The sequence below is a fragment of the Bifidobacterium crudilactis genome, assembly GCF_000738005.1.
Taxonomy (GTDB): domain Bacteria; phylum Actinomycetota; class Actinomycetes; order Actinomycetales; family Bifidobacteriaceae; genus Bombiscardovia; species Bombiscardovia crudilactis.
Window position 1 is genome coordinate 1,491,758 of record NZ_JHAL01000002.1, and the last position, 14,191, is coordinate 1,505,948.

10 protein-coding genes are annotated in these 14,191 nt (G+C 57.8%); 5 read left to right on the forward strand and 5 right to left on the reverse strand.

All coding sequences use genetic code 11. From position 1 onward, the window contains the following. Window positions 1–9 precede the first annotated feature (9 nt). Window positions 10–1,914, forward strand: a complete 1,905-nt coding sequence (locus tag DB51_RS08315) for a histidine-type phosphatase (RefSeq protein WP_051867395.1) — start codon at window positions 10–12, stop codon at window positions 1,912–1,914. 123 nt (window positions 1,915–2,037) lie between these two features. Here the strand turns inward: DB51_RS08315 and DB51_RS08320 are convergent, their stop codons facing one another. Both DB51_RS08320 and DB51_RS10230 read right to left on the reverse strand, forming a co-directional pair. Next, entirely contained in the window at window positions 2,038–4,650 is a 2,613-nt protein-coding gene (locus DB51_RS08320; protein ID WP_034253187.1) for a DUF7927 domain-containing protein, read from the reverse strand. A gap of 102 nt (window positions 4,651–4,752) precedes the next feature. Next, the gene (locus tag DB51_RS10230; protein ID WP_156958289.1) at window positions 4,753–5,139 is read right to left on the reverse strand and encodes a hypothetical protein; all 387 of its coding nucleotides are present in this window, start codon (window positions 5,137–5,139) and stop codon (window positions 4,753–4,755) included. On the opposite strand from DB51_RS10230, the gene DB51_RS08325 reads away from it, so the two are divergent. Both DB51_RS08325 and DB51_RS08330 read left to right on the forward strand, forming a co-directional pair. Beyond that, window positions 5,138–7,006, forward strand: a complete 1,869-nt coding sequence (locus tag DB51_RS08325; RefSeq protein ID WP_051867396.1) for a S53 family peptidase — start codon at window positions 5,138–5,140, stop codon at window positions 7,004–7,006. The genes DB51_RS10230 and DB51_RS08325 overlap by 2 nt on opposite strands. Next, the gene (locus DB51_RS08330; RefSeq protein WP_034253189.1) at window positions 7,003–9,015 is read left to right on the forward strand and encodes a hypothetical protein; all 2,013 of its coding nucleotides are present in this window, start codon (window positions 7,003–7,005) and stop codon (window positions 9,013–9,015) included. Before DB51_RS08325 ends, DB51_RS08330 begins: the two co-directional genes overlap by 4 nt. 110 nt (window positions 9,016–9,125) lie before the next feature. On the opposite strand, the gene DB51_RS08335 is transcribed toward DB51_RS08330, so the two are convergent. Both DB51_RS08335 and DB51_RS08340 read right to left on the reverse strand, forming a co-directional pair. Then, complete coding sequence (locus tag DB51_RS08335) at window positions 9,126–10,910, reverse strand: aryl-sulfate sulfotransferase (RefSeq protein WP_238548334.1); 1,785 nt, start codon at window positions 10,908–10,910, stop codon at window positions 9,126–9,128. A gap of 253 nt (window positions 10,911–11,163) precedes the next feature. After that, on the reverse strand, window positions 11,164–11,673 hold the full coding sequence (locus DB51_RS08340; RefSeq protein WP_034253191.1) for a GNAT family N-acetyltransferase: 510 nt from the start codon (window positions 11,671–11,673) through the stop codon (window positions 11,164–11,166). 210 nt (window positions 11,674–11,883) lie between these two features. Between DB51_RS08340 and DB51_RS08345 the strand changes: the two genes are divergently transcribed. Continuing rightward, the gene (locus DB51_RS08345) at window positions 11,884–12,438 is read left to right on the forward strand and encodes a TM2 domain-containing protein (RefSeq protein WP_034253193.1); all 555 of its coding nucleotides are present in this window, start codon (window positions 11,884–11,886) and stop codon (window positions 12,436–12,438) included. 75 nt (window positions 12,439–12,513) lie between these two features. On the opposite strand, the gene DB51_RS08350 is transcribed toward DB51_RS08345, so the two are convergent. Then, complete coding sequence (locus tag DB51_RS08350) at window positions 12,514–13,512, reverse strand: alpha/beta hydrolase (RefSeq protein WP_084674648.1); 999 nt, start codon at window positions 13,510–13,512, stop codon at window positions 12,514–12,516. A gap of 234 nt (window positions 13,513–13,746) precedes the next feature. Between DB51_RS08350 and DB51_RS08355 the strand changes: the two genes are divergently transcribed. Continuing rightward, window positions 13,747–14,145 carry a pyridoxamine 5'-phosphate oxidase family protein gene (locus tag DB51_RS08355; RefSeq protein ID WP_034253195.1) on the forward strand — a complete coding sequence of 133 codons (399 nt, stop codon included), beginning with the start codon at window positions 13,747–13,749 and terminating at the stop codon, window positions 14,143–14,145. Window positions 14,146–14,191 lie beyond the last annotated feature (46 nt).

A 14,191-nucleotide genomic window follows, 5' to 3' on the forward strand; every position in this document is an offset into this window, starting at 1 on the left:
GAAACACACATGCACAGCAAACGTCTGTTGACGGGAACATGCGCCATCGCTCTGATAGCCGCAGGCACGGCTGCGAGCTTCGTCGGCACGGCCCAGGCCGCAGAAACTGGACATTATTACAGCAGCAAACAGCCATATGTCACACCCGACAGCACCGTCTACTCAGCGGCGCCCGCCGGCTATCATCCCATCTACACCGAATCCGTCGCACGCCACGGCTCGCGCGGTCTGTCCAGCTACAAGTACGACGCGTTGCTGCTGAATATGGCGAGAACGGCATCCGAGGAAGGTGGCTTCGTCAGCGAAAGCGTCCGGGACACCTTCATAAGCAACGTCAACGCCTTGGTTGCAGCGAATGTCGATAATGGCTACGGCATGCTCACAGGGCAGGGAGCCGATCAGCATTACGGCATCGGCGAGCGCGCCTATCGGCGCAACTCCAGCCTGTTCTCACAAGCCGCAAGCGATGGAGGAACCATATCCTATCAGTCGTCAGGAGAGGCGCGGGCCACGGAGTCAGGAGAGAACTTCGCCAAGGGATTCAACGCGGCTTCAGCCAACGGCCTGGCGAACAGCACCGTCACTCCACTCGCGCCTGCCGGATCAGGTGCCGCTTCCATCTTCGACAAAACGCCGAACACCCTGTACTTCCACAAGGTCGACAATCCCGACGGCAGCCAAAAGACCGGTGTCGCCGCCCAGATAGCCCAGGAATACGGCGACTTCGTCGACAACGACGCAACCATCGCCAATGCGGAGGATTACATCAAAGGCCTTCCGCAATCCACCACCTCCGCACAGAATCTGCTTTCCGGCATCTTCACACAGGACTTCATCGACAGCATCGGCACCGATAGCTCCCATAAGTGGTACAACACCACCGACGGCAAGAAGCACGACGCGACACAGACCGAATATCTCAACTGCGCAGCCAATGCAGACCCCACAGTCGATGCGGATGCTTGCGGAGAGATGAGCAAATCCATCAAGTCACCGGTTGACGCCGCTATGGATCTGTACAATCTGTATATCATCGCCGTTGATATGAGCAATGAGAACAACAGTGCCCACTCATTCGATTTCAATACCTACTTCAAAGGTCATGAGAATGATGCCTCCTGGTTCGCCTATATCCTCGACTCCGAGGACTTCTACGAAAAAGGTCCAAGCTACTCGGGTCAGAGCTCCACGTATTCCATAGCACAGCCTTTACTCGACGACTTCTTCTCCACCATCGACAATCGGCTTTCGGGCGGCAGCACGGTTGCCACATTCCGCTTCGCACATGCGGAAACTATCATGCCCTTCGCCGCATTGCTCAAATTACCCGGATCAACGACCCAGGCGCCCGCTGTGGAGAATCCACAGAATGAAAGCGATGTATTCAACTACGCCAGCAACGATTGGCGCGGGGAGAGCGTGACGCCTATGGCGGCCAACGTGCAGTGGGACGTCTACACCAAAAGCGGAATCGACCCCGTAACAGCCAAGGCATACACGCCCATCGTTCGCATGCTCTACAACGAGCAGGAAATCCAGTTCAATTCCTCCTGCACACCCGTCTCGGCCAAATCGACATGGTACAAGGAAAGCGAGCTGAAGCGCTGCCTGTCCGGAATCTCGACGGAGGAGTCCCCTCTTATCACAGCCGACACCGGCAATGATTCGAGCACTGGCAGGACCGACACTGACACTTCGGGCGCAACGGGCAGCAACACCGGCAACGGCGCGAGCGCGAACCAGTCCTCCAAAGCCTCGGACAAGGTCGGTGGTGCCTCAAATACGGTCAGTGGCACCAAAACCCTGGCTTCCACAGGCACCGACACCGGCTCGGCGCTACTCATCGCTTCGGTATCCGCAGCGTTCGGCGGCTGTGTGCTGCTCATCGCACGACGCTCGCTCCAGCGTCCCTGAGCGGGAACACGCCTGTATCGCTGCAGTATCGAGGCGGCAGCGATACAGACAATGAGCACCGCATGCTTTGGGGGGTGCCTTGCCGACAAGGACAAGGCACCCCCCCAAAAAAACATCCGTCTTCTATCTACGCTCGGACTTCATGTTCTCGCGCCGACGAAGGAGCAGAGTCGCGCAGCCGACAAGCATCAACAGCACCACACCACCTGCTATCGGGGCAACCGATGCTCCGGTGGTAGCAAGATGCGTCGAGGGGACGCTGGGCTGTCCTGGCGTTCCCGGTTTGCCCGGTGCCGCCGGGGTCGTCGGAGTCGCTGGTGTCGGAGGGACCACCACCTTGGTCTGCGTGGTGCAGTCCGGGTTGGTGGTCTGGTTTTCCGTCGTGCAATTCGGGGTTGGCGGATCAACGCCCTCCGGTGGTACACCCGTCCCCGAAACGACATTCACCAGGGTGGTGCCATCCGTGGCATGCTCCGAAACCACAACCTTGTATACCAGGTCAACCGATTGTCCTGCTCCCAGAGTTCCCTCCCACTTGAGCGAGGACCCTTCGATTTGAGCAGTACCGGCAGCCTTGCCATCGATTGTCGATCGCAGGGAACCCTGGACGTACGTGGAGTTGCTCAGCACCTTGGAAAGGTCGTCGACAACCGTCACGGGTTTCAATTCCACATTGCCTGTATTGCTTGCCGTAACCGTGTAGGTGACGGTGGCACCCGGGGCGACCGTGGCTCCTGACTGAGGGTCTGAGGTCTTTTTGATGACCAGGCCTGCACTCCCCTTGTCGTTTTCGATTTGGCCCAGCTCCGCCACCAGATGATCCGATGAAACCTCGAAGGTGATGGGTTTGGACTTTATCAGATAGCCACTGGGAGCCTTGGTTTCCTCAAGAGAATACTTGCCCCATGCCAGTCCCGTGACCTTCAGCTTTCCTTCGGCGGGATCGGCATCATGGTCACCGTTATCGACGACGGTCTGCTTGCTCCCATCAGGAAGCGTCAGCTGCCATTGCGAACCGGCGATCAGAGCTTTCGTACCCGAGTCGTTCTTTGACCATTCGACGGAACCAGGCTTCTGATTCGCGGTATTCGTCAGGGTTATCGCCGTGGTGACACCCTGGCAGCCGACTGTCAGCTTGTTCGACGAGAAGGTTGCCGCACCCCAAGAGACCGCATCCGTGTCGGCAGGTGTCTGTTCCGACAACGTCACCACGGCACCGGTGGGAATCTGGCCACTGGACACTGCGGAGCCGTCGCCTTTGACCTGAAGCGTCCCCTCGGCTGCGGGGAAGCTCTCGGTGGTATCGGTCGGATTCGGACTTCCGTCAGCTGCACAGTACTGGTATTTTCCTGACTCGTATGAATATTTCACGGTGTACGTCTGAGAATCGTTGACCGCCTGCGACGCCCCTCCGGTGACCTGCTTCTTCACGGAGAAATCGGCTGTGGTGTACAGCGGTATTGTCGCCGTTGATTCATTCGACTTCACGGTCGTGCCACCGTCATTGAAACCTTGCGCAATGGCAGTATTGTCGAAATGCCCGTTCTGGGCTTCCTCGGCGCTCAACGGCCCATACGTTCCGGTGCATGTCATGGAATCAGCAGGTTGAAGTCCACCCTCAGGTTCGGTACACGTGACGTTGTTATTACTGGGTTGACCGTTGATTTTCGCATCCGAAACCGAAATGTTCTTGAGCGTTTCCTGACCGGTGTTGGTCACCAGGAAGGAATATGGCACCGTATCTCCGGCGGCAAAGACGGTCTTGTCGGTTCCACCAAGGCTGCTGTTGTGGTTGACTGTCTTGACCAAACTCAACGCGTTCAGAGGGTTGACCGATTTAACGGCCACGGTGCGAATGAGATGAGCCTCATGTCCGTATCCTGTGGAGGACGCGAAACCGAATTTCACGGTTGACGGGAGCTGAGTAGTCAGTTTGTACGTCGAAACGACAGCTCCGTTAATCGACACGCTGACGGAAGGATACGGATCTGCATCAGTGGTAGGTGAAATCACCACGCGTACCAGCGAGCCGTTGTTGGCACCGGCCACTCCGGCTTCGGGGGCCGAGGTCTGTAAAGCATTGCTTGTTGACGTGTATGCACCGGCGTCGTTTTGCACCATGCAGTACCCTTCGGTGCCGTCTCCTGCACCTCGGAGCACCACGCTGTTCGGAGTCCTGCTATGCTGAACACTCTTGCAAGAGGTACCCACATAAGGCTGCGCAGAATAATTGCCGTAGACATCAAGACCAAGGCCGAGTACACCATGAGCGATGCCGGGCTGCTGCTCGATGCTCGCATATCCTAGCGCACCTCCATACCCAGCGCCTGTCGGGCCCGCCTTTTGCAGCGTATACGAACCGTCGGTGAGGAAGAAGCCGATGCCATCCGCCGCTCCGATACCTGAATCTGATGTATGGAACTGGTATTGGTAAAAACTGATGTCCAACCCGGAACGAGAAGGAATCGCGCGATCAAAGAGCACGTCGCTGGCGGCTCCCTGTGAGTTATCGGTCATTTGCAGGAAGCCGTTGCTCTTCCCGCTCAGATAATCGGTATCAGTGGTCTTCGTGCATTTACCAAGATTGGATTTGCTGCCGTCCGTTGCAGGATCAGTGGCGGACGTCAGGCACGCGCCTCCCAAGGCAATCCATCTGGAGTCATTGACGCTTGAACCGGTGAAGTCCTCGGTCACCAAGGTCGAGCCCAGTTGATCGTCGGCCTTCGCCGAGGTCACCCAGGTTACGCATGTGGCAAACAATACCGCAACAGAAATAAGCAGAGTTATGTATCGAAATAATCGTTGTTTTGTCATATAGTTTTTCCCCCCTGCGAAAGACTAGCAAAGTTCGGCATTCAGCACAATTTTTCGATACCGTCTTTCCGGACCACAATCTCGCATACTTTCAGGGGTCGCGACGCAATATTTGTCACTCATCGACATGAGCAATTTGCCGTCGCACGCGGCGGATGCGCCGACCCCGTCACAGGTCGTTTCACCTGCAAGGCCCAAACCCAGGCGTTGAAGCCGGAACACTCCGTGCTGCACGAAGGCACCCGGGCGCCACGCTTTGCATCCATACGGAACGCCGTATCCCCTCAGCGTGTTTGTTAGAGCATTTGTTTGATATTGGTTATCATTACTGATTGTTGACGGATGATATGGGGTCACCGCCAGCACGAACCATCCGATATCCACACTCATTGAAGAAGAGGGAGATTCCATGCGCCTTTCGCGCTCCATCGCCGCCGGTTTGCTGTGCATCGCAGCAACAGGCGCCCTGATAACCATGCAGGCGAATACTGCGGCACCGATAGCTCACAGCGGGCAAACAACAGAGCCTGCACACCTCGCACAGTCGACCGCCCAATACACCGAATACGCCAAGCCCGTGAAACTGGCCGACGGCAGACTTCGTTTGAAAGGAACCGCGCCCGACTGGACATCCGCAGACAACACGGCAACGTCATCCACACGGGTGGCATCGGGCACAATCTCTGCGACGATACTGTTGAAACCCAACGCGGGACATGCACAACGACAAGCGCTGGAACAATGGCTTGGGGACTCTCAGCTGCAGATTACGCAACGGCATGATTTCATATCTGCCCTGAGCGTTTCAGGAACGCGAGCGGTATTCGGCAAGGCCTTCAGCACCACCTTCATCTCCACCGAAATCGACGGCCGCAGAGCTGTCGCTCCACGGACGGATCTCTCCATACCCGGAAATCTTTCGGCAGTCGAGACCGTCACAGGCCTGGTCGAAACGGATGCCGCAACACCGACGACCCTCTCCTCGCCCACGGAATCCACATCCTCCACCGTCAGCGACGACTGCGCAACGTATTGGGGCGAAAAGCTGACCAAGGATTGGCCAGCCAATGTCATGGTGAAATACCGTTCGAACGCCCTGTGCGGGTACAGTCCTCAACAATTACGGTCGATTCATCAGCTTCCGGCAGCGGCTACGGGCAGCGGCACGACCATCGGCATCGTCGCCGCATACGACGACCCGACCGTGGAGGCGAATACCAATACCTACTTCGCCAAAGCAGGAGCCCAGGTGTTCAGGCCAGGCCAGTACGTCCACCATGCGCCCTCCTCACCCGATGAATCGCGCTGCGGCGGCTCGGCCGCCTGGACCACCGAACAGCATCTCGACGTGCAGGCTGCACACGCCATCGCGCCCGATGCGAACATCGAATACTGGGGAGCAAATGACTGCTCGACCAACAGCCTCTACATGCGCATACTCGATGCCGTTGAGGCCACGAATACCCCTGACGTGATTTCCCTATCTTTCGGAGCACAGGAAGAACTGGATACCGCAGGCGACCGCTCACTGCTGAACCGCATCCTCGTCGAAGCGGCGTCCAGGGACATTTCGGTTTTCGCATCAACAGGGAATGACGGAGATTACAGTAATTCAGGAGACCACCAGGATGGAGCCGACGTCGCTTCCCCCGCTTCCAGCCCATATGTCACGGCGGTCGGAGGAACAAGCACCGGCCTGGATGCCAACGGCAACATCGAGGTCGAGGCAGGATGGGAGACCCAGACACGTTTCGCCCACAACGGGGCCATCATTCCCCCGGGCTTTATCTACGGTGCGGGCGGCGGACAGTCCAAATACTATGCACGTCCGAGCTGGCAACAGGGACTTTCCACTTCGGGAAACGGACGTCTGCTGCCTGACGTGTCGTCACTGGCCGACCCGAACACAGGATTCACCGTCTATTCGCCATCGGACGGAACACCTACCTATGAATCGCACGGCGGGACCAGTCTGGCCACGCCGATGGTCGCAGCCACCGTCGATCTAGCAAAGGCTCAGAGCGGCACGAAAATCGGTTTGGCCGCGCCCTTCCTGTACAAACTCGCAGGTACCGCAGCCTTGCGTGATGTGAAACCCGCATCCGCAGCCACCTGGTATCGGCGAAGCGCCGTGACCGGCCAGCTATGGCTTGAGACCCTCTACATGTGGGACACCAAGCCCCAGAGCCTGCAATCCTCGGCCGGATGGGACCCCGTGACCGGCGTCGGAGTACCGAACGGCAGCGAATTCCTCAAGAACTTCGGAGAACAACAATGACACGTCATATACCGACTTCCATAATCACCAGACGCCTGGGGGCAGGCCTGTCCGCACTGGCCGTCCTGTGCGCCCTCGCCCTTCATATCGCACCGGAAAGAAGCGCCCAAGCGGCCGAAACGGCTGCGACCAGCGCCTACGGCGTCCGCATCCTCGACGCCGATGGAGAGGTCAGACAGAACGCCGCACCACTGAGCGAATGGTCCAGCGGCGCCACAGTGACCAACAGCCTCGATTCGACCGACGACTTCTTCAAACTGAACACTACGCAATCCCACCATCTGAGTTCACGGGCAGCTTCGGACGGCGCATCCGCATCCATCGAAAGCGGTAGTTATCAGCTACGAGACCGGCCGGATGTGGCATTCACCGACCTGAAAGCCACATGCACCCGAGACGGCGGAACCGAGGTGTCCTTCGGCTCTCTCAGCGTAGACGGTAAGAACATCCTGAATCAGGACAAGCTCACCAACGGATACACCTACAACCTGCCGGATTCCGATAGATACGGCAGTACCACGCTGCATATCGCCGAGCGTGCGTCGGATGCCAACGGGCGGACCACGGCAACGGCTCTGCGCATCGAGGGAGAGGCTGGCGCATCCGAAATTTGGCGCGTGCAGCTCGGCGTCGTGAGCTGCGCAGCCGCACCTGTGGTGCAGACACCTGCGGCGGCATCGGGAATAACCGTGACTGCACAGGACGGCACGCCCATCATCGACCAGCAGCCCCGCATCGACACCACCGGTTCAGTATCCTCGGATACGGTCGAGTCCAAAGAACATCACATCACCGCGAGCAACATCAGCGTTAAGCGGTCCGACGACGGCAGCGCACATGTGTCTCTGGACTCCTTCGAGCAGGTACCCGACACCTCGGATATCGGCATGTACATGTGGAGCGCCCTGAGAGTATACGGGCTGTCCTTGGATGTAAAGTCCGACGGGTCATCCAGCGTATCCTTCGCCGGAGGCACCTCAGGTGTTTTCGTCAACGGAGTATGGATCAACAGCGGAACCGACCTGTATACGGGAATGGATGCGAACGGCAACGCCCGAGTGCATGTGTATTTCAACGAACGCATCACCAATGCAGACGGCAGCATCACCATCAACGCCCTTCGATACCAGGATCTCACCGGAGCATATCCTTCCGTGATACTCGGGCAAACACGGTGGTCACCCGCCAAAACACCCGTCGACCCGGAGCCCAATCCGACACCGGACCCTTCGGACGACAACTCGAACAAAACAGGCACACTTCCGGCGTTGTACGCCTATGGCGCATACGCGCAGGGTCCCTCGTCCCTCGGACCGGTAGCGGCCTCAGGGCCCAAGGGCAATGATGCAAAGCTTCCTGCAGCGGCAAACGCCGATGACGCATCGGACGGTTACGCGGGGCAGATATCGGCAAGCGCGCTGACTTCATCGGTAACAACCGAACGGTATACGGCCACAGTGGGAAGTCTGACCCTCTACCCCGGTTCATCGCTTGAGACGACGCTGAAAGACATAGCCGTTTCGGTGGGTAGCGACGGCGCCGTCACGATGACGACGGCAGGAGGCACTGTTGCGGGAACGAGCATTCCGGCAGGAGAGGTGGCGGCGAATACGCGTATCTCGATTCCGGGACGGAGCACGACCATCACCCTGAACGCGCAGGACGTCGACAACGGCAAGCTCAAGACCGTCAGCGGAGTGTACGTCAACGACGCCAAGGGCCTTGCATCCGAGGTGAGGGCTGCCGTCATATCCGCGAGCGCGCCGGCCGAATCCCCTGCATCTCCGAAGGAGCAACCTGAATCGTCGCCGGAGTCACACGCAGGGCACGCACTCGGTTCAGGCGCCATCTCCGCGACATCACAGAACGCTTCCGATTCCGCGTCCGCTCAACCGCGTCATCTGGCTTCAACCGGATCGCAGATCCTGTGGCTTTCCGTATCTGCCGCGATGTTGCTGGTCTCGGCCATCTGTGTCTCGCTGGTGCATTCACGCATGCGTCAGCGGTGATTCACCACCGTATCGGGGCATCGTGTCAACACCGCGACGCCCCGATGCCGTTTCGAAATCAGCCGCAGGATACGCCCCGCCGCGCAGGAACGCAGTGTGCACCGAAGCCTCTAAGCGAAGTAGAAGTTATGGAAGTCGTATTGGTAGACCCTGTAGATGATGTTCTTGCGCAGCGTCATCTTCCACTGACTGATGAGCGTTCCGTCACCGTCGTACACGCCGAAGACCCCCGGCACTCCGGAATCCATGAGGATGGTGCCGTTCGACAGCTCCTGGGCGCTGCTGACGATTGGAGAATAGGGCACGTTGAATGAGGACACCAGTTTGTAGCTCTTGGTGTTTTCGTCGACCAGATAACGTTGATACCGCGAATTACCGCTGCTGGCGTAGGTGGTGTTGACGCCATCGGTATTGGCCGCCCAATCGTAGTCGGGTCTGGTGTTGCTCACACCGTAGTTGTTGTCGAACATATACAGGTAGTACTGGCCGGAAGGCAGGCTCGAATCCGCCTCGTAGGTCACCGTGTGCTGTCCGCCGGCATTCGGGAAGCTTCCGTCCTGAGTGAGCAGATACTTGGCGAAGTCGGTGTCTTTCCAGAAATTCTTCTCACCGATCATGTAATCGATGGAGGGATTCGATTCGATGTCGTTCAACTTGATGATCGTCGAGGTTTCACGAGAGCTGAGGATGGCGCTGCCATCGTCGAGAATCTGTATCGTGTTCAGGTGCAGCCAGTCCTTCTTGACGTCGGAGGTGTCGGGGTCGAAACTGCTGCTGGTACTGTCCGTGGTCTTCGACGACGAGCCCATTGACGCGACTTCTGTCGTCTGCTCGTACGAGGCATACAGCTTGCTCATGTCGACCAGCGTGCTGACCTTCCCGGAATCGGCGTCGATGCCGATGATCGCATCCTGTATGGTGTCCTTTCTGACATCGGTCGCCAGCACGATCAGATTGCCATCCGCATCCATGCCGTAGTCGTGGTGAAGGATGTAGTTGCTTCCCGTGTTGTACCACTTCACGATTCTGCCCAGGCTGTTCATCCCGACGATATCGCGGGTGGAGACGCTGAAATACATGATGCTGTCGCGGAATAGCAAACGGTGGCTTCTGTAGAACAGAATCGGTATCTCGCCACGTATCACGCCGTGTACGTCGTAGTAGTACATGAAGTCCTGATCGTCGCTGTCATTGCCGAGTATCGCATACAGTCCGTTGCCCAGATTCTGGGAGGTGTTGTTTTTGGTGCTGGTCAGCTGCACCTCCACATCGCTCAGCAGCTTCGCGCCCTTGTGCTCTATGCTTCGTGTGGTTTGCTTGCCGTTTTTCGCGGTCATGGTGAAGGTGATGGTATTGGTCACTCCAGGAATCAGACCGAGCGCCTGGAACTCATGAGTGGTCGTGTACTCGTCGCCCTTGTCGGGGGTGGCGGTGAAATCCGCGTAATCGGTCCCTTGCGCCGAAACCGTGTATGACAGTTTCACCGCATCGGTGGTGGTGAAATACACATACAGTCCGGTCGTGTTGGTGCCGTAGGGATTGTTCTTGACGAAGATGCTGTCCTCGTCATGCGAGCTGTTGTCTCGTTCCTTCTGCAGATTCTCCGCGGCCTGCGTCTGGTAGCTTTTGGTGTAGACCTGCTCTATCTGCGCAGTCAGTCTGTTCTGCCTTGCCGACTCTATCGCCGCCGCAAAACGGTCCTGGGATGCGATGACCACACCGGTGACGATGAGCAGCGTCAGCACCGCCAAGGACAATCTTCCGGCCCTTCCACGAAGAATTCTGAACCAAGGCGAGGCTTCGGCAGCCTCGTTTGTGGTCTGATTCGTCGTTGCCGGGTTGTCGACGGGCGGCGCGTCATGCCCCGACGAATCCGCAGTAACATGTTCTGTCACGCCGTTCCGGTCTTCCGTGCTGTGTCGGTCTGTCTTCTTCGGCATATCCTGAGGTCTCCCGTGTCCACGTGCCGCGAATCGAAACGGTATTGCCGACAGGCATCTTCGATAGGCGTTATCAAGTGTTATGGGAGTCAGCCTAGGTGTATTGGCGAAAAGGCTTCGGGGAAAAGTCTGAAAAACCGGTGCAAAGCAGCTTGGAGGTCGACGAGAGCGCTGCGGGCGGACAAGTTCAGCCGAGCACGCAACGACATCAGTCCATGACGAGGCTTTTGACGAAGAACCGATCCATGGTGGTGTGCTGGGCATTGCCGAGCGGTCCGTCGATCTCCTGGAAGCCTTCGCGTTCATAGACGTGCATGGCGGCTTTCAGCAGATGATGCGTTTCGAGGTACAGCGTGGTGAACCCATCGTTTTTCGCAGCCGCGGCAACATGCCGAATCAGCTCATAGGATGCGCCGGAGCCTCTGGACTCCTCGCTGACATAGAGCTTCTGCAACTCGGCGACGCCGACCGCACTGCCCTCGCCATTGTCGGCATTGGTGTCAACCGGGGCGTATCCGGCGCCGCCGACGACGCGGCCGCTGTCATCAATGACCACGAAATATTCCGATCCGGGCGATGCGTAGAAGGCCGAAAGACTGTTGAGCTGAGGATCGAAATAGGCTGTTCCGGGCACATCCAATCCGAACGCCGCCAAGCTTTCACGGATAATCCTCCGCATCACGGCATCGTCCTGGGCTCTGATTGTTCTGATTCGCATCACTTCCCCCTCACCAGGCCGTAGCGTTCCCCTGCTGCTCCGATACCTATGCTTACCAAGCCTTCAGTTCCCAAGCTATCAGTTACCAAGCGTCAGCGCACGGTGCTTTATCAATCATTGGAATCGTTCCGGCGCGATGATTCGGCAGAACGAGGAACCATGCGCCCCGTGGTATCTTGAAATCACATACGCCTATTGCCAGGAGGCACCATGACGGATTCCAACAACTACTCTGGGCAGCAGCCAGACTATCAACAGAACACTTCGCAAGGTCAGAACCAGCCGAACTACGCGCAGCCGAACCAGCCGAACTACCAGAATCAGCAGAACCAGTACGGTCAGCCCGCACCCCAATACACGCAGAACCCTTACGGGCAGCAGCCCCAGGCGCAGGGCCAGTACAACGCCCCCTACAACGGGCAGAACTACGGCCAGAACTACGCGCAGCCGAACCAGCAGCAGTACACTCCGGCAGGCGGATACGGCCCGCAACCCGGATACGCCTACGCTCCGCAGGTGGTCTCGTCGAAATCCAAAATCGCAGCGGGGCTGCTGGGCATCTTCCTCGGCGCCTTCGGCGTACACAACTTCTACCTCGGCCAGACGGGAAAGGCCATCGCTCAGCTGCTGATCACACTGCTGAGCTTCGGTTTCCTCTCCTGGGTCTCCGCCATCTGGGGTCTCATCGAGGGCATCATGATTCTGGTATCCCATCCGGGCAATCCGTGGCATCAGGACGCTCAGGGGTTTGAACTTCAGGAATAGCGAATCCCGCGAAACCCTGTACTCCACCGCACTTCACAGACTTTGGAACACTCCACGGTTGCGGGCGTATGACCGCTATTGCCGCAGGAATGCCAGAGTCTGTTTCCATACCTCGTAGGATTCAGGATGTGAAAAATCGAATTGGAATTCGTGGGGCAGTTCAGGCTTGTCCGGATACAACGATGACGTTACGGATACGCCCTGCCCTTCGAGGCCACTGATGAGTGCACGGGCATGCTTCGGGAACGAGAAGTAATTGCCATCGACGATGTAGGAACGAGGGAATGCGTCCGACAGGTGATCGACCACGGAAGCCATACGAGCCGCCTTGGTCTGCTCCCAATCTCTGCTCCCCAGGTACGACCAGCCCACACTCTGCACGAACTGCTTGGCAAACCAGGAATTGCCGATGTTCCCCAATTGGGAAACATCATACGGGCCACAGAACAGGACGGCAGCCTCAAGAGGCTTTCTGAGGGGTATTTTGCTGATTCCCGCCTGCTGAGCATAGCCAGGAGTGCTTTCCAGAGCGGCGAACTGCGCGGCAATCTGCGCACCGGCCGAGTCCCCTCCGATGATGATGCGGTCCGCGTCCAGACCGTAACGCTCCGCGATCGCATAGACATGCGTAATCATCTCCCCGACCTGGACTACGGGAGTAGGGTATTGCGCGTCGGGCGCATAGTCGTAATTCATCGCGACGACCGCGTATCCCTCGGACGCAAGCATCGTCCCATACGTGGAGACACCTGATTTATCGCCTGCGATGAATCCCCCGCCATGCACCCACACCACCACGGGAACTCCGGCGCTTGCGGATTTGGGCATATACAAATCGAATTCATGACGTGCGTGAGTCGAGGGGTAGCTCAAATCGGCATGCTTGCTCACCTTCCGTTTCATGGCGTCCAAACCATGAGGCTCAGTCACCTCGGAATCGGCGAAAGCCCGTCGAAACACCAGTGCACTCGGCCAGGGGCTCACGTTCCATGCGATGACGCCAAGCAGCAACACCGACAGCAATGCGGCGACTATTCGAATCAGCAGCCTGCGTATGGTTTTCCACTTGATCACTCCGTTGCCCTCCTCCAAATTGCATATCCCCCGAAACGACAAGGCAGATTATGAACGCTTCAGCCCACATCGTCCATTCGCCACCAAACAAGCCCGACCCTAGCAGCCCACGGTCTCTGATGACGCATAACCCGCAGACAGTGCAAGGTGTTTACCTACAAGATGAAGACGCCCCCAAGCCATAATCGGGAACTAATATATCGCCTGTTCGATACGAGATACAGGAGGATTGTGATGGTAGCGCTTAACGATGAAATGAAGGATATGATCGACAACTCGGTTTCGTACATTGCGACCGTCGACCATGAAGGAAACCCTGACATCGGCCCGAAGATGTCCATGCACGTCATAGACGACACCCATATCGGCTATTACGAGAGGACTGCGGGGCAGCACTACCGGAACCTCCAGGACAATGGACGACTGATCGTCATGGTCGTCAATCCGAAGGAGAAGAAGGGCTATCGATTCCACGGCGAGGTAACCCTTCACCAGAACGACGACGTCCACGAGGCGGCCATCGCCTATGCGGACGAGCATGACATCAAGCATCCGGTCGCGGTTCCCGTGATGGAGATTACGGGTATCGACAACCTCGCTCCCGGTGCAGGCGCAGGCAAGCCCATCGCCTGAACACTCTCGGCAGTCCCCAGGTCTGCTCTGGTTCCCCGCTCTGATT

Bases quoted from the DNA above. Each gene is read 5' to 3' on its own strand.
- DB51_RS08315 (WP_051867395.1), top strand. From the start codon at position 10: ATGCACAGCAAACGTCTGTTGACGGGAACATGCGCCATCGCTCTGATA.
- DB51_RS08325 (WP_051867396.1), top strand. From the start codon at position 5,138: ATGCGCCTTTCGCGCTCCATCGCCGCCGGTTTGCTGTGCATCGCAGCA.
- DB51_RS10230 (WP_156958289.1), bottom strand. From the start codon at position 5,139: ATGGAATCTCCCTCTTCTTCAATGAGTGTGGATATCGGATGGTTCGTG.
- DB51_RS08330 (WP_034253189.1), top strand. From the start codon at position 7,003: ATGACACGTCATATACCGACTTCCATAATCACCAGACGCCTGGGGGCA.
- DB51_RS08340 (WP_034253191.1), bottom strand. From the start codon at position 11,673: ATGCGAATCAGAACAATCAGAGCCCAGGACGATGCCGTGATGCGGAGG.
- DB51_RS08345 (WP_034253193.1), top strand. From the start codon at position 11,884: ATGACGGATTCCAACAACTACTCTGGGCAGCAGCCAGACTATCAACAG.
- DB51_RS08355 (WP_034253195.1), top strand. From the start codon at position 13,747: ATGGTAGCGCTTAACGATGAAATGAAGGATATGATCGACAACTCGGTT.